Consider the following 17,930-nt stretch of genomic DNA (forward strand, 5'->3'; position numbering starts at 1 on the left):
CTGTTCGTCCAGAGAAAGCGGCAATAAATTCCGTGCTGTGCATAAATCGCGATACCATCGATCTTTGACATTGCAAACATCGGTCCCGGCATGCAGCAGAACCCGAAAGACTTTCGTTTCGCAAAGAAAATACCTGAAGACGATAATCGTGAGCGACTGGTCTGCGGCGATTGCGGCTGGATTCACTACGTCAATCCAAAGATCGTCGTCGGTGCGGTGATCGCCCATCAGGGCGGTATCCTGTTATGTCGACGGGCGATTGAACCGCGGCACGGCTTCTGGACGATACCGGCCGGTTACATGGAAGAGCGCGAAACCTCCGAAGCCGGAGCGATGCGGGAAGCACGAGAGGAAGCCTGTGCGGATATCGCCATCGACAGCCTACTCGCCGTCTACAACATTCCGCGCATCAGCCAAGTGCAGCTGATCTATCGCGCGACGCTGGCCGGGCCCGATTTCGCCGCCGGTCCGGAGTCCCTGGAGGTGAAGCTGTTCGGCTGGGCCGAGATTCCCTGGGCCGACCTGGCGTTTCCCTCGGTGCACTGGGCGCTGACGCAGCATCGCGAAGTGGAGGGGAAAGAGCATTTTCCCACCTTTACCAACCCGCCCGGTGAACTGGGTAATTACTGAGCCGTAAATTTACTGGTCCAGGCCAGCCAGCGCACGGGCAAAGGCGGTCGCCGAGAAGGGCTGCAGATCGGCGGCCTGTTCGCCGACGCCGATGAAGTGCACGGGCAGGCCGAATTTATCGGCGATGGCCACCAGCACGCCGCCACGGGCCGTGCCATCCAGCTTGGTGACGATCAGGCCGCTTACGGCGCAGATCTCCTTGAATGTCGCCACCTGGTTCACGGCGTTCTGGCCGGTGGTGGCGTCCAGCACCAGCAGCACATGATGCGGGGCATCCGGCGCCTGTTTCTTCAACACGCGTACGATCTTGGCCAGCTCGGCCATCAGGTCGGCTTTATTCTGCAGACGGCCGGCCGTATCGATCATCAGCACATCGCGGCGCTGCTCGCGGGCCTGAGTGAGGGCGTCGAAAGCCAGGCTGGCGGCATCGCCGCCGGGTTCGCCGGCCAGCACCGGCACACCGGCGCGCTGGCCCCAGATTTTCAGCTGCTCGACGGCAGCGGCACGGAAGGTATCGCCGGCAACCAGCATCACGCTCCTGCCGTCGTCGCGCAGCCGTGTGGCGATCTTGCCGATCGTCGTGGTCTTACCCACGCCGTTGACGCCGACGACCAGAATCACCTGCGGTGTTTCACCCGACAGGTCGAGCGGCTTTTCCACCGGCTGCAGCAGGCCGGCGACAGAATCGGCGAGCGCAAGACGGATTTCTTCCGAGGTGATGTCCTTGTCGAAACGGTCCTTCGCGATGGCCTTCACGATCTTCGCGGCCGTGGTTACGCCGAGATCGGCGCCGATCAGCGTTTCTTCCAGTTCGTCCAGCGCCGTCTGATCCAGCTTGCGCTTGGTGAACAGGGCGCCGATCTGCTCGCCCAGCTGGCCGGCCGAGCGCGACAGCCCGACTTTCAGGCGGCCGAACCAGCCTGCCTTCTTCTCGCCATCGCTCATGCGGCCTCCAGCCAAAGTTTGCCATCGCGCGCGGCAGCAATACGGGCGGCGATGATGTCGCCTTTCGCCAGATGGACAGGCAAGGCCACCGGGGCATAGGTCTCGTCACGGCCCACGCCTTCCTGCTCGACCAGGATGCTGGCATCGCGACCGATGCGGGTCTCAAGGAAACGATCCATCGCCAGGCCTGCTGCAGCACGCAACAGGGCGGCGCGGGCGCGCCGCTGTTCGACCGGCAGCTGCGGCATGCGTGCTGCCGGCGTGCCTGGGCGCGGCGAATAGGGGAAGACATGCACGAAAGCCAGGCCGGCTTCGACGATCAGGCTGCGGCTCTGTTCAAAGGCTGCATCGCTTTCGGTCGGGAAGCCGGCGATCAGATCGGCGCCCAGCGCGACACCGGGGCGCAGGTCGTGCAGGCGTGCGGCAACCTCCAGGGCCTGAGCCCGGCTGTGCCGGCGCTTCATGCGTTTGAGGATCAGGTCATCGCCAGCCTGCAGGCTCAGATGCGCATGCGGCATCACGCGCGGTTCCTCGGCATACAGGCGGAAGAGGTCTTCATCCATCTCGGCCGGATCCAGCGAGGAGAACCGCAGGCGCTCGATCTGTGGTGCCAGGTCGAGCAGCCGTCGGGTCGCCTGGCCCAGCGTGGGTCGGCCTGGCAGGTCATGGCCGTAGGAGGTGATGTCGACGCCGGTGAGGACGAATTCGCGGTAGCCACGGTCGGCGAGAGCACGGGCCTGCTCGACAACCGCGCCCAGCGGCAGCGAGCGGCTGGGGCCGCGCCCATAGGGGATGATGCAGAAGGTGCAGCGATGGTCGCAGCCCTGCTGGATTTCCAGATAGGCGCGCGGCCGGCCGGGAAAGTGGGTCACCGCGGGGAGCGCCGCCGGAGTATCGGTCAGGATGTCGCCCACAGTGATGCGGGGCGAGGCGGCGGCAATGCCGGCCCACAGGCTTTCGTTCAGCTTTTCGCGATTGCCGATCACATGATCGACCTCTGCCATGGCGGCGAAGCCCTGTGGATTGATCTGGGCAGCGCAACCGGTGACGACGATGCGGGCATCGGGCCGGTCGCGGCGCAGACGACGGATCGCCTGGCGCGCCTGTTTCTCGGCTTCCGCCGTCACGGCGCAGGTGTTGACCACCACCACATCATCGCGGCCATGCTTGGCCAGGGTGGCGCGGATCGCCTCGCCTTCATAGGCATTGAGGCGGCAGCCGAAATTCAGGACATCGGGCAGGGCGGCGGCAACGGTATCCGGCATCGGATCACGCCGCGTCGGTCAGCGCGGTCCAGAAACTCGCCGGCACTTCACCCCGGAAGGCCTCGGTGGCGGGGCCGGTCATGTAGATATGATTATCGGCGCCCCACTCGATGGTCAGCACGCCGCCATCCAGCACGATATCGGCCTTGCGCTCGGCCAGATCGCGGCGGGCGGCAGCCACCAGGGTGGCGCAGGCGCCAGTGCCGCAGGCGCGGGTGATGCCAGCGCCGCGCTCCCAGACCCGCATGCGGATCTGCTGGCGGTCGATCACCTGGGCGAATTCGGCATTGATGCGCTGGGGAAACAGCGGGTCATGTTCGATCTTGGGGCCGATCTCGGCCAGCGGCACGGCTTCCGCATCGTTTACAAAGAACACCACATGCGGATTGCCGACATTGACTGCGCCGGGCTTGTCATAACCGGCGAAGCTGTAGGCCATGCTCATGGTGTTCATTTCGCGGGCCAGCGGGATCGCCTGCCAGTCGAACCGCGGCTCGCCCATATCCACCGTGATAAGTCCGCTGGCGCCGCTCCTGGCATTGAGCCAGCCGCCGGCAGTGTCGATGGTGACGGCATCGCGGCCATTCTCGCGCATCAGCAGGGTGGCGACGCAGCGGGCGGCGTTACCGCAGGATTCCACCTCGCCGCCATCGGCATTGTGGATGCGCATCAGGACATCAGCCTTGGGCGAACGCTCCAGCGTAATCATCTGATCGAAGCCCACGCCGCGCTTGCGGTCGGCCAGCAGCTTCACCGCCGCCAGATCGAGCGGCAGGCTGTGCGTGCGCGCATCCAGCACGACAAAATCGTTGCCGAGGCCATGCATTTTAACGAAGGGAAGCGCGGTTGCCGGGTGCATGCGGGGGGTTATAGGGCGGGGGGCGGGGAGTGTCCAGAGAAGCTGGTGGGGCTGGCAGCGGGGGCGGAAATCCGGCCCGGATCAGGATTTGGGGGTGCCCGGTTTGGCCTTGTCGATGGCGGCTTTCAGCGAGCCGCGCAGCTGGGCCTCCAGGGGACCGCCCGAGCCCTTGATGCGGTGGGAAACCACCACATACAGCGTATCGACATGGATGCTGACAATTTCCTGCTGCAACTCGTCCAGATCGGTCAGTTCTTTCAGGAAGTCATGCAGCGACTTGGCGAACTCGGTGAGCAGGGGGTAACCGAAGACACCCCCCATGCCCTTGATCTGGAATGCTTCCTCGCGGATATGTTCCAGCACTTCGGCACGGGCCGAGGGATCGGCGGCGGCACGGCCCAGCTGTTCGCGCAGTGTCTTGAGGCTGTCGACCGTGGCATCCAGGAACTGCGCGGAGGAATTTTCGACCAGCTGCTCCATCTTCTTGAGCATCTCGTCGTCGAGCTTCAGACTCAGGCCGGTCTTGTAATTGACCGCTTTGCGCTTCAGTTCGCCACGATTTGGGATGGTCGTCCGGCGCATGGATCAGCCTATTCCGGCTTCTGCTGACGGCGGTCCGGTCCTTCGAAGGGCAATTGCTGGCGCCGGCGGTCCGGCCCGAAATAGCCCTTGATACTGACAAAATCACGGGGGCGGGCGATCACCGAAACCAGGCGGCGATAGACGCCGTCAGCCGTAAACGGCTTGGCCAGAAATTCGGTCACGCCCTTGTCGCGCGACTCCATCACGTATTCGACTTCCGAATTCGCGGTCAGCATGATCACCGGCATCATGCGATCGGGCGAGGTGCCATCGGTGCGCACCCAGTCCAGCAGCTCCAGACCGGAGCGCGGCTTCAGGTTCCATTCGCTGATCAGCACGTCGATGCCGCCCGAGCGCAGGCTGACGATCGCCTTTTCGCTGTCGCGCGCGGTCGCCACCTGCGTAGCGCCCAGCATCATCAGGATATCCTTGATGAGCTGGCACATCAGTTTGTTGCTGTCCACGACAAGGAAGCGGACGTGGTTGAAATCGATTTTTTCCGACATCCCTGTTCCGGCTGTCCCTTGCCGCTATCGGCAGTTTTCCACAGATCGTTCTGCGCTATTCCCGCCGCCGGCCCTCCGGCGCCACAACCGCGAGAATCATAGAAATACTTTGGGGATCATATATATACTGACGGTGGAACGAAGCCAACCAATCCGCAACACTCTAAATAGGATTGGATAGCCTGTCATTCTACCATTGGCTCAGCCCCTTCCGCCATTCCGATGCCAAAACCGCCGCCGCCTGCCGGTCTGCTGTTGCTCCTGACCATCCTGTTCTCGAACGGGATTCTGGCGGCAACCATGTATCTGCCGTCGCTGCCGGCCATCGGCGTCCAGCTTAACGCATCTGCCGATGCCCTGCCTTTAACCCTGGCGGTCTATTTCGCTACTTTTGCGGGCGGGCAACTGGTCTTCGGCCCCTTGAGCGACCGGTATGGCCGCCGGCCGCTGCTGCTGGGCGGACTGGCCGTCATGGCGGCTGGATCGGTGGCCTGTGCTCTGTCTGACACCCTCATGGGGCTGCTCTGGGCCCGCGCGCTGCAGGGCCTGGGTGCGGCCAGCGCCATGGCGGCGGCCCGCACCGTGATCAACGACGTCTACGACCGGCCGCAGGCCGCGCGCGCCACCTCGGTGGTCAGCGCCTCGCTGGCGGTGGCGCCGGTGGTCGCGCCCGTGCTGGGCGGCCTGGTCGAGCATTATCTGGGCTGGCGGGCAAATTTCTGGCTCAGCGGCGGCGTCACGCTGGCCGTGTTGCTGGTGGTGATGCGGCGGCTGCCGGAAACCCATCCGCCCACCGGCGAGACCGGTCCGCTTCTGATGGGCATCCTCCGCGCCTATGCCTTCCTGCTCCGCAGCCGCGCCTTCGTCACCTTCGGCCTGCTCAATTTCTCGATCTTCGCCGGGCTGCACGGCTTCAATGCCGGCGCGCCGGCGGTGCTGATCGGCAGCATGGGGGTGACGCCGGTCTCCTACGGCATTCTGGTTGCGCTGGGCAGTGCGGGCTTTTTCATCGGCGCGCTGCTGTCCTCCTGGCTCGGCGGCCGCATCGGTATGGCGCCGCTGGTGGATGCCGGTGTGATCTGCATGCTGGCCGGCGCGGGCCTGATGGCCGTCTCGGTCGAGCTGTTCGGGCCGAACATCGCCGTGATCATCGCGCTGCGCGTACTGTGGGCGGTGGGGATGGGATTGGCCCTGCCCAATTCAGCTGTCTCGGCCATCGGCGTCAATCCGGCCACCATCGGCGCCGGCGCGGCGTTGTCCGGCTTCCTGCAGACCGTGGGCGGCGGCGGGGGCTCGGCGCTCAACACGCTGTTCCCCGCAGGCGACGCCTTCTGGCTCGCCACGGCTTTCGCCGTGACGGCCGCTTTCGGCGCGGCGGTATGGTGGATGAATCGCGCGATGGCGGCGAAAACGATGGGCAGCTGAGCCCCGTCCGGTTTCCCGTCTTCGGTCTTCAGCTTTCGGGCTTCAGCACTGCCATCAGTTCGCGCCACTCGCGCGCACTCAGGCCGGAATTGGCCTGTTCGATGGTTTCGCCGGCCAGCATGCGACGAACCACCTTCAGGCCGGTGGCCGAGAGGCTGGCGCCGCCGATGCGGTATTCCATGAAGGCGTCGTAGCAGGCCGGCACCCAGCGTTTCACCGTATCCAGCATGGCCTCGGCATAGACGCGGATTTCGTATTGCGCATGGCTGTCGGCACGCAGGCTGAGGAAGTGCAGCAGGTTCAGCAGGTCGGTCTTCCAGTACCACTGGGTATAGAAGTTCACCGTCAGGTTCATCCGTGCCAGCTCGCGCGCCAGGCCTTCGCGGTCCTCATCGCGCTTGCTGCCATCGGGGCACTCGTTGAGCATTTCCTCGTAGGACGCGTAACTCTGGCTGGCGTCGCGCTTCAGCAGCTCCAGCACGCGGGCGGCCTCGGGGCCGGTCAGCACATCGCCGCGGCCCTGGCGGTTCGAACTTGATTGCGAGGCCAGCTGGTCGGGGGCGGGAATATAGAATTCGTTGTCGAGGATCGAATAGCGCGCCGAATACTCGTTCACATTGGCGGTGCGATGGCGGATCCATTGGCGCGCCACGAAGATCGGCAGCTTCACATGATACTTGATCTCGCACATCTCGAACGGCGTGCTGTGCCGGTGGCGCATCAGGTAGTTGATCAGGCCACGGTCTTCACTGACCTTCTTGGTGCCGCGACCGTAGGAGACGCGCGCGGCCTGCACCACGGCGGCATCGTCGCCCATATAGTCGATGACGCGGACGAAGCCGTGGTCGAGCAGCGGGATCGCGTCGTAGAGAATCTCTTCCAGCGCCGGCACGGTGGCGCGGCGGGTCTGCTGGTTCTGGCTGCGCAGGGCGGCGATTTCGGCGGCCTGCTCCGGCGTCATGGTCATAAGGGCAATCTCCGGCAAATTCCGGCGACTCGGGCCACCGGGCGAAAGGCAGGAGGTTATAGACCGGCAGGCCGAGTCTTCCCAAGCCTCGGACGGGCCGGCTGTGGGGCTTCAAAAAGCCCCCCGGACGCCCTACATTAGGTCCGTCGGGTAACCGACTATGGTGATAAACGCTGCTCGGAATAAACGTAACGGACCCGGGGGCAGTACCCGGCGCCTCCACCATGAGCCCAGCCCCCGAAAAGGGCTGGAAACGGCCTTTCGGCTCCCCGGACGTCCTTTGTCCGACGGGGCCGCTGGGTTGATGATGGGGGCGAATCAGGCTTGACGTGCGTGGTAAAGGTGCAGTTTTTGCCCGGCATGATACCGCCGTTATCGGGTCAATCTCTAAGTGCCAACGACAATAGCGTTGCACTCGCTGCCTAATAGGTAAGCGCGGCACGGGGGGCGCCGGGCAACAGAAGCCCCCCACTATCTGCAGAATGGCCTGCTTTATCTGTGGACGGCCGGTCCGGACGGGCCGGCTTGGAATTGAATGGTCCGCTGCGGAAGGGTAAAATGGGTTTCCTAAGCCCCGAGAAGATCAGTCATGGCCGGTAAGCTGCTCGATTATAACCAGATGGTGGAGAACGCCCTGCGCGGCGCGGTCCGCGAGGCGATCAAACGCGCCTCGGAATTCGGTTTGCCCGGCAACCATCATTTCTACATCACCTTCCGCACCGACCAGCCCGGCGTGGAGCTGCCCGACTATCTGCATGAGCGCTATCCCGAAGAGATGACGATCGTGCTGCAGCACCAGTATTGGGGTCTGGAGCCGGGCGAAGATGCCTTCCAGGTGACTCTCAGCTTCAACAAGGTGCCCGAGCGTCTGGTCATCGCCTATGCGGCGATCACCGCCTTTGCCGATCCCAGCGTCCAGTTTGGCCTGCAGTTCCGCGTGACGCCCAATGCCGAGGCCCGCACCGGCATGATCACCCAGGCGCCGGCCGGCAACCTCGATGGCGATGCGCCGGCCGGCGAAGAGGGCGGCGCGGATGACGCGGCCGAACGCAAGACTGGCGATGTTGTCGCCCTGGACGCCTTCCGCAAAAAGAAGACCTGATTTCCGATCGGGCCTGCCTCGCGCAGGTCTGCCAGCATAAGCCCCGGAGACCACAATGCCCGAGTTCCGCTACGAGGACCTGCTTCCGCTTGGCCCCGACACCACCACGCCGTATCGCAAGCTCGATACGGATGAAGTGAAGGTGGTCAAGGTTGGTGACCGCGAAGTGCTGCAGGTCAGCGACAAGGCACTCAGCGATCTGACCTTCAATGCCATGCGCGATATCGCGCATCTGTTCCGTCCCGGCCATCTGGCGCAGTTGCGCGCCATCCTCGACGACAAGGATGCTTCGCCGAACGATCATTTCGTGGCGCTGGAGCTTTTGAAAAACGCCAATATCTCGGCGGGCATGGTGCTGCCGAGTTGCCAGGATACCGGCACCGCCATCGTGATCGGCAAGAAGGGCCAGTATGTCTGGACCTCGGGCAGTGACGAAGAGGCGCTCAGCCGCGGCATCTACCGCACCTATACGGAAACCAGTCTGCGCTATTCGCAGCTCGCCCCGCTCGACATGTTCAAGGAAGTGAACACCGGCACCAACCTGCCGGCCCAGATCGAGCTTTATGCCACCCAGGGCGATGCCTACAAGTTCCTGTTCATGGCCAAGGGCGGCGGTTCGGCCAACAAGACCTTCCTTTACCAGCAGACGCCCGCCGTATTGCGTGGCGACAACCTGCTGAAGTTCCTCGATACCCAGATCAAGACGCTCGGTACCGCGGCCTGCCCGCCCTATCACCTGGCCATCGTGATCGGCGGCCTGTCGGCGGAGCTGAACCTGAAGACGGCCAAGCTCGCCTCGGCGCGCTATCTCGACACCCTGCCGACCAAGGGCAGTCCGACCGGCCATGCCTATCGCGACGTGGAGTTCGAGCAGAAGATTCTCGAGCTGACCCGCGTCAACGGTATCGGCGCCCAGTTCGGCGGCAAGTATTTCTGTCATGACGTGCGCGTCATCCGCATGCCGCGTCACGGCGCCAGCGTGCCGATCGGTATCGCCGTGTCCTGCTCGGCTGACCGCCAGATTCTGGGCAAGATCACCCGCGAGGGCGTGTTCCTGGAGCAGCTGGAAACCGACCCGGCCAAGTATCTTCCCGATCATGAGGACAAGATTTCGGCTGAGGTCGTAAAGGTCGATCTCAATCAGCCGATGGCCGATATCCGCAAGCAGCTGTCGCAGTATCCGGTGAAGACCCGCCTGTCGCTGAGCGGTACACTGATCGTCGCCCGCGATCTCGCCCATGCCAAATTCGCCGAGCGCATCGAGCGCGGCGAGGGGCTGCCAGACTATGTGAAGAACCACATGATCTATTACGCCGGTCCGGCCAAGACGCCGGAGGGCTATGCCTCGGGCTCGTTCGGCCCGACCACGGCCGGCCGCATGGATTCATATGTTGGTGAGCTGATGAAAAACGGCGGCGGTTTCATCAGCCTGGCCAAGGGCAACCGCTCCAAGCAGGTGACCGATGCCTGCAAAGAATATGGCGGCTTCTATCTCGGCTCGATCGGCGGACCCGCCGCGATCCTGGCCAAGAACTCGATCAAGCATATCGAGACCCTGGAATACCCGGAGCTTGGCATGGAAGCCGTCTGGCGCATCCAGGTGGAAGACTTCCCGGCCTTCATCATCGTAGACGACAAGGGCAACGACTTTTTCGCCACGATCAAGTAAGCGCCAGCTGTTTTCAGGCATGAAAAAGGCCGCCAGCGAAACTGGGGGCCTTTTCTGTTACAGGCCCATATAGGCCTGCCGCACGCGGTCATCGTGCAGCAGTTGCTCGCCGCTGCCCTGCATGGCGATACGACCGTTCTCCAGCACGTAGGCATGATCTGCCAGTTTCAGCGACACGGCGACATTCTGCTCGACCAGCACCACGGTCAGGCCGCGCTCATGCAGCAGCTTGATGATGCGGAAGACCTCCTGCACCACGGCTGGCGCCAGGCCCAGCGATGGTTCGTCGAACATGATCAGTTCGGGTTGGCCCATCAGGCAGCGGCCGATGGCCAGCATCTGCTGCTCGCCACCAGACATCGTGCCGGCCAGCTGGTCGCGGCGCTCGGCCAGGCGCGGGAAGAGGGTGAAGACCTCTTCCATGGTGGATTTTTCTTTTCCACGAGCGCGCGGCAGCAGCGCGCCCATCTCCAGGTTTTCCAGCACGCTCAGGCTCGGGAAAATCTGCCGGCCCTCGGCCACCTGGCCAATGCCCATGTTGCAGACCTTGAAACTGGGCAGGCCGCCGATTTCGGTGTCGTTGTAGCGGATCGAACCGCCGCGCGGCTTCTCGATGCCGGCAATGGTGCGGATCAGGGTCGATTTGCCGGCGCCATTGGCGCCGATGATGGCGACGATGCTGCCTTGCGGCACCGACAGCGACACGGCGTCCAGAGCCTGGGCATCGCCGTAGAAAACATCCAGCTTGTCGAGGACCAGGCTCATACCGCAGCCTCCTCGCCCAGATAGCATTCCAGTACGGCGGGGTCGCGCACTACGTCCTCGGGCTTGCCGCGGGCGATCACTTCGCCATGGTGCAGCACCACCACCTGCTGCGACAGCGCCATCACCGCGCGCATCACATGCTCGATCAGCAGAATGGTCATGCCGTGCCTGGCATTGAGGTCGCGAAAGACGGCAACCATCTGGTCGGTCTCGGTAGGCCGGAGGCCGGCCATCACTTCATCCAGCAGCAGCAGCTTCGGGTCGGTGGCGAGCGCACGCGCCACTTCCAGCCGCTTGCGTTCGGGCAGGGTCAGTTGCGCGGCCGGCTGGTCGCGCTTGTCCAGCATGCCGAGCTGGTCGAGCACAGCTTCCGCCTTCCTGCGGGCGACGCGGGTGCTGGTCTCGCGCAGCAGTGCGCCGACGATGACGTTTTCCAGCGCCGTCAGTTCCTTGAATGGTTTGACGATCTGGAAGGTGCGGCCGACGCCGGCATGGCAGATCTGGTCGGGGCGCAGGCCGCCCAGTTCGCGGCCGGCAAAGGTGATGCGGCCTTCATCCGGCGGGAAGACGCCGGCGATCATGTTGAAGCAGGTGGTCTTGCCCGCACCGTTCGGCCCGATCAGGCTGACGATGCCGCCTTGCGGCACGGTCAGCGAGGCCTGATGCACGGCGCGCAGGCCGCGGAAGCTTTTCGAGATGCCCTCGACAACCAGAAGATCGGTCACAGCCGTTCTCCCAGGCCCAGCTTCTTGCGCAGGGGTGGCCAGATGCCGTTCGGCAGCCACATGATGACCGCCAGCAGGCAGAAACCATAAAACAGCAGCTTCACACCCGGCATTTCATAGCCGAAATGCGCCATGATCTCGTTCAGGCCATCGGCCAGGGCGGTCAGCACGAAGGCGCCGAGGATGGGGCCGAACAGCGAGCCGATGCCGCCGATGATGGGCCCCAGGATCAGTTCGATCGAGCGGTTCATGCTGAAGATCTGCTCGGGGAACAGGTTGTTGTAATAGAAGGCGAAGAATACGCCGCTCAGTGCGGTCATGCCCGACGAGATGGCGACGGCGATCATCTTGTAGCGGAAGATGTTGATGCCCAGCGTCTGTGCGGCTTCAGGCTCCTCGCGGATCGCCAGCCAGTAATAACCGATGCGGCCGGTCAGCAGCCAGCGGCAGAAGATGAAGGCCAGCGTCGTGATCGCCAGCAGGATGTAATAGAACATCACCGGCGAACCGCGCAGGTTCAGGGGATCGTTCGCGCTGTACTGCGCTACCGGCAGGAAGAAACCGCCTGATCCATTCACCCAGGTGAAGTGGTCGAAGCCGACGCGGGTGAATTCGGAAAACGCGATGGTCAGCAGCGCGAAATAGACGCCGCCGATGCCGAAGCGGAAGGCCAGGAAACCGATCACCAAACCACACGCCATGCTGACCAGGATGGCGACCCAGACGCCAGCCCAGGGCCCGATGCCGAAATGCACATAGAGCGCGGCGGCGGTATAGGCCGAGACGCCGACATAGAGCGAGTGGCCCAGGCTGAGCTGTCCGGCAAAGCCCATCATCACGTTCCAGGCCTGGCCGGTATAGGCGAAATACAGCACCAGGATCAGGATCGACAGGCCGTAGCTGCCGATGAACAGCGGGGCCAGCAGCAGCACGCCGAGCAGCAGGGCAAGCAGGATCAGCGCGCGCGGCGGCACGCCGTCGATGAGACGGGACATCATGCTTTGCGCCCCAGCAGGCCCTGGGGCCGGAACAGCAGGACCAGGATCAGGATGGCGATGGCGAACATGCTTTTGGCCGAAGGCGCGAACAGCAGGCCCGACATCGCTTCGGACAGGCCGATCAGCACGCCGCCGAGCAGCGCGCCGGGCATCGAGCCCAGGCCGCCGATGATGACGATGACAAAGGCCTGCAGCGTAAAGGCGGGCCCGATATTGGGCGTGGTGTCGATCAGCAGCGTCATCATGGCGCCGGCGGCACCAACGCAGGCCGAGCCGATGCCGAAGGTCAGCGCATAGAGCCGCTTGACGTTCAGGCCGACCACCAGGGCGCCCATGTGGTTGTCGGCACAGGCGCGGATCGCCTTGCCGGTTCGGCTGAGTTTGAAGAAGGCGAACAGCCCGGCGGTGATGGCCATGGCAAAGGCAGCGGTAATCACGCGCACCTTGTCGACCAGCAGCGGACCGATTTCGATGGAGTCGAGCGCGTAATCCACCATCACGTTGCGCGCATCCGGACCGAAGATCATCAGCAGGCCGTTCACCATGATCAGTGCCATGGCGGCCAGCAGCATGAACTGACTGTGTTCAGGCCGGTTGATGAAGGGGTTGATCAGCACGGCCTGCATCATGTAGCCGATGGCGAACAGCGCCACGGCGATTGGCACCATCGCCACCAGCGGGTCGATGCCCCAGGCGGCGAAGGCAACGATGGCCGCGTAGGAGGCGATCGTCATCATTTCACCGTGGGCGAAATTGACCACGCGCACCACGCCGAAGATCACGGAAAGGCCGAGGGCCATGAGCCCGTAGACCAGTCCGGTCAGAATGCCCTGAATGGCAACAGTGAAAACCAGTTCAGCAGGCATCGGATATCCGGCAGGTACGCGTGGTTGTTGTCATGATTACCGCTTGGTCCAGCTCGGCATCGGCAGGGTCAGGTTGTCTTCCGCGATATCCAGCGGCAGCACCACCTTCGGGCGCTGATCCAGATTCTGCAGCGTGACCGACTTGATGTTGACGTTCTGGCCCTTGGCGTCGAACTGCAGCGGGCCGCCCGCCATCACATGATCGGTGATGTTGGTCTTGCGGATCGCGTCGGCCAGCGCCACGCCGGCGGTGGACTTGGCACTGTTGAACGCACTCACCGCAATCATCACCGCCTCGAACGAGAAGCCGACGTTGAGTTCGAACATCTCGCCCTTGTAGGTCTTGGTGAACTCGTCCAGCAGCTTCTGGGTAATGCCCGAGCGCGGATTGTACCACGGGTTGTTGGTGAGCAGGTAATTCGAGAACTTGCCCAGTGCTTTGTAGAACTGGCCTTCGTAGAAGCCCGGCGCGCCGGGGCTCATCACGATCTGCGGCTCCCAGCGCTGTTTCACCATCTCGCGCACCATCAGGATGGCGTCGTTCAGGCGGGTCACCGGCATCAGCATGTCGGCGCCGGTGGCCTTGGCCTTGGCGATTTCCACCGAAAGGTCCTTGGCCTGCGGATCGTAGGCGATGGTGTCGACAATCTGGAATGGCAGGTTGAAGCGCGGGGCCATCGCCTTGATCGCACCGTTCATCGACTGACCGAACGTATCGTTCACATGCATGAAGACGGCGGTCTTCGGCGTGATGCCGCTCTTCTCGAACACGCCCTTCATCAGGTTGAGGCCATCGCCGACCAGCATCGGGGCGGTGGGGAAGTTGCGGAACACGAACTTGTAGCCCTGCTCGGTGATCTGCGGCGCGGCGGCGATATTGATGATATAGGGCACGCCCTTCTGCTCGGCGACCTGGGCGATGGCGGCCGACTGGCCGCTGTCGAAGGCGCCGATCAGCACATGGGCGCCGTCGTTGATCAGTTTCTCGGCGCGGCTGCGCGCCACGTCGACGTTGGATTCGGTATCGGCATTCATGATCTCGACATTGGCGTCGATGCCCATGCCCTTCAGCACCCGCGGGGCGAGGTCGATGCCGCGCTGGCAGGCGATGCCGAGCTGGGCCTGGAAGCCCGAACGCGGATGGATCGAGCCGATTTTCAGGGTGTTGCTCTGGGCCTTCACAATGTTGAAGGGGGCGGTGCCGGCGGCCAGGGCCGCGCCGGCGGCGGCCGAGGCGGCGAACTGGCGGCGTGTGATCTTGACGCTCATGATGGTTCCTCCGGTTAAGACAGGTTATTGGGGCGTCGCCCACCCTGGGCGGCCCGTTTGGTACGCGATGATACAGAAGCGGTTTTCGGTTCAGAAGATGCTGCGGCTGCGGTTTCAGCGGCGCGGGCCTCGGTGGCGATGGGCGCCGGTACGGAAATGAATTTGCGCAGCAGCTGCATCAGCATGCGATGCTCGTCGGCTGAGAGCACCGCATTGATCAGCTTGTCATGCATCTGCACGCGGGCGATCAGGTCTTCCACGCGCCGCGCGCCGCTGATGGTCAGAAACAGGCCATAGGCGCGCCGGTCATGCGGATCGGCCCGGCGTTCCACTAGGCCGAGCTGTTCCAGGCGGTCCACCATGGTCATGGCGCCGGAGCGGGCGACGCCGAGCGCTTCGCCCAGCCGGCTCTGCTGGAGTCCGGCATTGCGTTCGATCAGCATCAGGGCGGAAAACAGCGCCGGGCTGATGCCGGTCTCTGCCAGTCGGCCGTAGAAATCCTCCCAGACCCGCAACTGGGCGAGGCGAAGCAGATAGCCGACATGGTTGGGCAGGGTGCCGTAATCGATGCGCGGTGCCGGCGTGTTGCGACGTTCGCTTTTTATGCCGATGCGCGCCGCGCTGATCGCCAAGATGCCGTCCTCCCAGACTGGCTGTTGGCCGGCCATGATCTGCCGGGCCATATTGGCGCCGGATTGTAGCGGGACGTGACAGTAATGCAAGCGGACTAATTTCGGGTCCGCCAGCTGTGTGTCTGGATTACAGCAGTCCGGTGGCCGTCACGCCAGCGTCATGGCGGCAGGCTAGCGTGATGGAACCTCAGGCGCGATTCGCCGCGCCCGGCCGGCCCGATGTCCCCGCCTCGGCCGGCCTTCTTTTTTCCGGAATCTGTATCAGGACGCTTTGCGCTGCCGGCGTTCGTCGCCGCTGCGCCGGCCCGGCTTCTGGCGACGCTCGGTATCGGATTGCAGCAGCGGATGCGTGCGGCGTTCGGCAATGCGGCGTCGGTCCGGCAGGCGACGGCGATCCGGACCGAGATAGCCCGGGCTGCGGATGAAGGTGCGCGGTACCTGCAGCACATGCATCAGCCGCAGCACCAGGGCTTCCATCGACACCGGCTTGATCACCATTTCGTTGACGCCGGCATCGCGTGCGGCGGTCACCAGGGTGGCATCTGGAGCCTGCACCATCAGGATGACGGGCAGGTTGTCGCCATCCCTGCGCAGCCGGCGGGTCAGCTTGATGCCGTCGCTGCCGGGCAGTTTGGCGTCGAGCAGGATCACGCTCGGCCGCTGCTCGATGATATGGCGCATGGCCTCGCCGGCAGTGCCGGCGACCACGATGCTGGGAAAGCCCATGCCCAGCAACACATCGCGCAGCGTGCGGCGGAAGGCACGGTCACCTTCGGCCACCAGGATGGTAGCCCGGCGGAAGGTGCTGGGGTCGATGCGACGCGATTTGGCAGCAAGAAGCTCTGACATGGCCTGACTCGGGAAAACAGGAGTCTAGAGCCTCGCCGCAGAGCGTTAAGGAATGGTTTTCAGGCCACGCATCATGGCTCGCAGACGGCGCATTGCCACCTGCGCGCTAGCACCAGCCGCCCGGCAGCCCGGTAATGCCACCTGCGCGGCTAGTCGCGCAGGAGTTCATTGATGGAGGTCTTGGAACGGGTCTGGGCATCCACGCGCTTGACGATCACGGCGCAGTAGAGCGACGGGCCCGGTGTGCCATCGGGCAGCGGCTTGCCCGGGATGTTGCCCGAGACCACCACCGAATAGGCCGGCACGCGGCCGACGAAAATCTCGCCGGTGGCGCGGTCGATGATCTTGGTGGTGGCGCTGAGATAGACGCCCATCGACAGGACGGCACCTTCCTCGACGATCACGCCCTCAACCACTTCCGAGCGCGCACCGATGAAGCAGTTGTCTTCGATGATGACCGGATTGGCCTGCAGCGGCTCCAGCACGCCGCCGATGCCGACGCCGCCCGAGAGATGCACGTTCTTGCCGATCTGCGCGCAGGAACCGACGGTGACCCAGGTGTCCACCATGGTGCCGCTGTCGACATAGGCGCCGAGGTTGACGAAGCTCGGCATCAGGATGACGTTCGGTGCGATATAGGCGGCCTTGCGCACCACCGAACCCGGCACCGCGCGGAAACCGGCGCCGCGGAAACGCTGCTCGCTCCAGCCGGCAAACTTCGACGGCACCTTGTCGAACCAGTGGGCGCCACCCGGCGCATCGCTGATCAGCATGTTGTCGGTGAGTCGGAAGCTCAGCAGTACGGCCTTCTTGGCCCACTGGTGCACGGTCCACTGGCCACCGATCTTCTCGGCCACGCGCAGCTTGCCCTCGTCTAGTGCGTTCAGCGTCGCCTCGACGGCGTCGCGCACTTCGCCCTTAGTCTGCAGATTGACCTGGTCGCGCGCCTCCCAGGCGGCATCGATCACGGGCTGAAGCTGCTTGGCGAGGGCTGCGTCGGACATGGAGAATTCCTCGAAAATAAGGCGGTCTGGCGGAACGGCGAGACAATAGCCGCCGAGCCTGCCGAGTCAACCCGGCGGGGCAGGGCGAACGGCCTATTCCCGGGGCAGGCCGGCCAGGAAGGCGGTCAGGTCCGGGGCGGTATGGTGGATATGATCGCGGCCGTCCGGATCGGGCTGCGACCAGGCTTCCGCCGTCGGCACCCAGACCGTGGTCATGCCCAGATCCGCTGCCGGCTTCAGGTTGCGGGCCATGTCTTCCACCATCACGGCCTGGATCGGATCGACGCCATGGCGTTGCAGCATCACGCGATAGGGTGCGATCTCGGGTTTGGGCAGATACTCGGATGCGACGATATCGAACACGGCCTCGAAGCGGTCATGGATGCCAAGCCGGCGCAGGATGCGGTCGGCATGGGCCACGGTGCCGTTGGTGTAGACCAGCTTGCGGCCGGGCAGGCGGTCCAGCGCCGCACCCAGATCGGGCATGGCGGCCACCGCAGTCAGGTCGATGTCATGCACGTAATCCAGGAACGCCTTGGGCGCGATGCCATGTTCCACCATCAGGCCGCGAAGTGTGGTGCCGTGGCTATGGAAAAAGCCCTTCTGGCGCCGTTTGGCCTCGGCCAGGTCGACGGCAAAGGTGGTGGCGATGAACTCGCCCATACGGCGCGAAACCTGGTCGAACAGGTTGCAGTGCGCAGGGTAAAGCGTGTTGTCCAGATCGAAGACCCAGGTGGCGGCGCCATGCAGCGCGGCACCCGACAGCGGCAGGCCGGCAGAGGGGGTGGGCAGGGGTTTTGCAGCAGGGGAGATCACGGTTTCGCACCATAAGGGGTTCTGGCTAGAATGGCGAGTATCCGTCGCCGCCCTCA

The 17,930-nt window shown here is 64.0% G+C and carries 19 protein-coding genes and 1 other RNA gene; 5 read left to right on the forward strand and 15 right to left on the reverse strand.

Annotated features, from left to right (window positions below; translation table 11 throughout):
• Window positions 1-90 precede the first annotated feature (90 nt).
• On the forward strand, window positions 91-630 hold the full coding sequence (locus AC1ROB_RS07625) for an NUDIX hydrolase (RefSeq protein WP_492971797.1): 540 nt from the start codon (window positions 91-93) through the stop codon (window positions 628-630).
• A 9-nt stretch (window positions 631-639) separates the two neighbouring features.
• On the opposite strand, the gene ftsY is transcribed toward AC1ROB_RS07625, so the two are convergent.
• The 5 genes from ftsY to AC1ROB_RS07650 all read right to left on the reverse strand — a co-directional run bounded on the left by ftsY (window position 640) and on the right by AC1ROB_RS07650 (window position 4,787).
• Complete coding sequence (ftsY, locus tag AC1ROB_RS07630) at window positions 640-1,575, reverse strand: signal recognition particle-docking protein FtsY (RefSeq protein WP_492971796.1); 936 nt, start codon at window positions 1,573-1,575, stop codon at window positions 640-642.
• Window positions 1,572-2,840, reverse strand: a complete 1,269-nt coding sequence (mtaB, locus tag AC1ROB_RS07635) for a tRNA (N(6)-L-threonylcarbamoyladenosine(37)-C(2))-methylthiotransferase MtaB (RefSeq protein WP_492971795.1) — start codon at window positions 2,838-2,840, stop codon at window positions 1,572-1,574. The genes ftsY and mtaB overlap by 4 nt, the downstream gene beginning before the upstream one ends.
• A 4-nt stretch (window positions 2,841-2,844) precedes the next feature.
• Entirely contained in the window at window positions 2,845-3,699 is an 855-nt protein-coding gene (gene dapF / locus AC1ROB_RS07640; RefSeq protein WP_492971794.1) for a diaminopimelate epimerase, read from the reverse strand.
• A gap of 81 nt (window positions 3,700-3,780) precedes the next feature.
• Window positions 3,781-4,281 carry an Hpt domain-containing protein gene (locus AC1ROB_RS07645; protein WP_492971793.1) on the reverse strand — a complete coding sequence of 167 codons (501 nt, stop codon included), beginning with the start codon at window positions 4,279-4,281 and terminating at the stop codon, window positions 3,781-3,783.
• A gap of 8 nt (window positions 4,282-4,289) precedes the next feature.
• The gene (locus AC1ROB_RS07650) at window positions 4,290-4,787 is read right to left on the reverse strand and encodes a response regulator (protein WP_492971792.1); all 498 of its coding nucleotides are present in this window, start codon (window positions 4,785-4,787) and stop codon (window positions 4,290-4,292) included.
• Between the two features lie 222 nt (window positions 4,788-5,009).
• Between AC1ROB_RS07650 and AC1ROB_RS07655 the strand changes: the two genes are divergently transcribed.
• A complete protein-coding gene (locus AC1ROB_RS07655) occupies window positions 5,010-6,212 on the forward strand; it encodes a multidrug effflux MFS transporter (RefSeq protein WP_492971791.1) in 1,203 nt (400 codons plus the stop codon).
• Between the two features lie 28 nt (window positions 6,213-6,240).
• Here the strand turns inward: AC1ROB_RS07655 and thyX are convergent, their stop codons facing one another.
• The gene (gene thyX, locus AC1ROB_RS07660; RefSeq protein ID WP_492971790.1) at window positions 6,241-7,179 is read right to left on the reverse strand and encodes an FAD-dependent thymidylate synthase; all 939 of its coding nucleotides are present in this window, start codon (window positions 7,177-7,179) and stop codon (window positions 6,241-6,243) included.
• A 106-nt stretch (window positions 7,180-7,285) separates the two neighbouring features.
• On the opposite strand from thyX, the gene ssrA reads away from it, so the two are divergent.
• The 3 genes from ssrA (at window position 7,286) to AC1ROB_RS07675 (ending at window position 9,950) form a co-directional block, all read left to right on the forward strand.
• Window positions 7,286-7,652, forward strand: a transfer-messenger RNA (tmRNA) gene (gene ssrA / locus AC1ROB_RS07665).
• 116 nt (window positions 7,653-7,768) lie between these two features.
• On the forward strand, window positions 7,769-8,281 hold the full coding sequence (locus AC1ROB_RS07670) for an SspB family protein (protein WP_492971789.1): 513 nt from the start codon (window positions 7,769-7,771) through the stop codon (window positions 8,279-8,281).
• A 55-nt stretch (window positions 8,282-8,336) separates the two neighbouring features.
• Window positions 8,337-9,950, forward strand: coding sequence for a fumarate hydratase (locus AC1ROB_RS07675; RefSeq protein ID WP_492971788.1), 1,614 nt, complete (start codon window positions 8,337-8,339; stop codon window positions 9,948-9,950).
• Window positions 9,951-10,007: 57 nt separating this feature from the next.
• Here AC1ROB_RS07675 and AC1ROB_RS07680 read toward each other — a convergent pair whose 3' ends face one another.
• The 9 genes from AC1ROB_RS07680 to AC1ROB_RS07720 form a co-directional block, all read right to left on the reverse strand.
• Window positions 10,008-10,715 (reverse strand): ABC transporter ATP-binding protein, encoded by a 708-nt coding sequence (locus AC1ROB_RS07680; protein WP_492971787.1) that lies wholly within the window; start codon window positions 10,713-10,715, stop codon window positions 10,008-10,010.
• Entirely contained in the window at window positions 10,712-11,440 is a 729-nt protein-coding gene (locus tag AC1ROB_RS07685; RefSeq protein ID WP_492971786.1) for an ABC transporter ATP-binding protein, read from the reverse strand. The genes AC1ROB_RS07680 and AC1ROB_RS07685 overlap by 4 nt, the downstream gene beginning before the upstream one ends.
• Window positions 11,437-12,438, reverse strand: a complete 1,002-nt coding sequence (locus AC1ROB_RS07690) for a branched-chain amino acid ABC transporter permease (RefSeq protein ID WP_492971785.1) — start codon at window positions 12,436-12,438, stop codon at window positions 11,437-11,439. The genes AC1ROB_RS07685 and AC1ROB_RS07690 overlap by 4 nt, the downstream gene beginning before the upstream one ends.
• Window positions 12,435-13,304, reverse strand: coding sequence for a branched-chain amino acid ABC transporter permease (locus AC1ROB_RS07695; RefSeq protein WP_492971784.1), 870 nt, complete (start codon window positions 13,302-13,304; stop codon window positions 12,435-12,437). Before AC1ROB_RS07695 ends, AC1ROB_RS07690 begins: the two co-directional genes overlap by 4 nt.
• A gap of 36 nt (window positions 13,305-13,340) precedes the next feature.
• Entirely contained in the window at window positions 13,341-14,573 is a 1,233-nt protein-coding gene (locus AC1ROB_RS07700; protein WP_492971783.1) for an ABC transporter substrate-binding protein, read from the reverse strand.
• A gap of 14 nt (window positions 14,574-14,587) precedes the next feature.
• Entirely contained in the window at window positions 14,588-15,205 is a 618-nt protein-coding gene (locus AC1ROB_RS07705; protein ID WP_492971782.1) for a MarR family winged helix-turn-helix transcriptional regulator, read from the reverse strand.
• 261 nt (window positions 15,206-15,466) lie between these two features.
• Window positions 15,467-16,054: a response regulator gene (locus AC1ROB_RS07710; RefSeq protein ID WP_492971781.1), complete on the reverse strand. Its 588-nt coding sequence runs from the start codon at window positions 16,052-16,054 to the stop codon at window positions 15,467-15,469.
• A gap of 149 nt (window positions 16,055-16,203) precedes the next feature.
• The gene (gene dapD, locus AC1ROB_RS07715) at window positions 16,204-17,058 is read right to left on the reverse strand and encodes a 2,3,4,5-tetrahydropyridine-2,6-dicarboxylate N-succinyltransferase (RefSeq protein WP_492971780.1); all 855 of its coding nucleotides are present in this window, start codon (window positions 17,056-17,058) and stop codon (window positions 16,204-16,206) included.
• A 93-nt stretch (window positions 17,059-17,151) separates the two neighbouring features.
• On the reverse strand, window positions 17,152-17,874 hold the full coding sequence (locus tag AC1ROB_RS07720; protein ID WP_492971779.1) for a pyrimidine 5'-nucleotidase: 723 nt from the start codon (window positions 17,872-17,874) through the stop codon (window positions 17,152-17,154).
• Window positions 17,875-17,930: the final 56 nt, after the last annotated feature.

It is taken from the genome of Ferrovibrio sp. GW821-FHT12F09 (assembly GCF_058806775.1).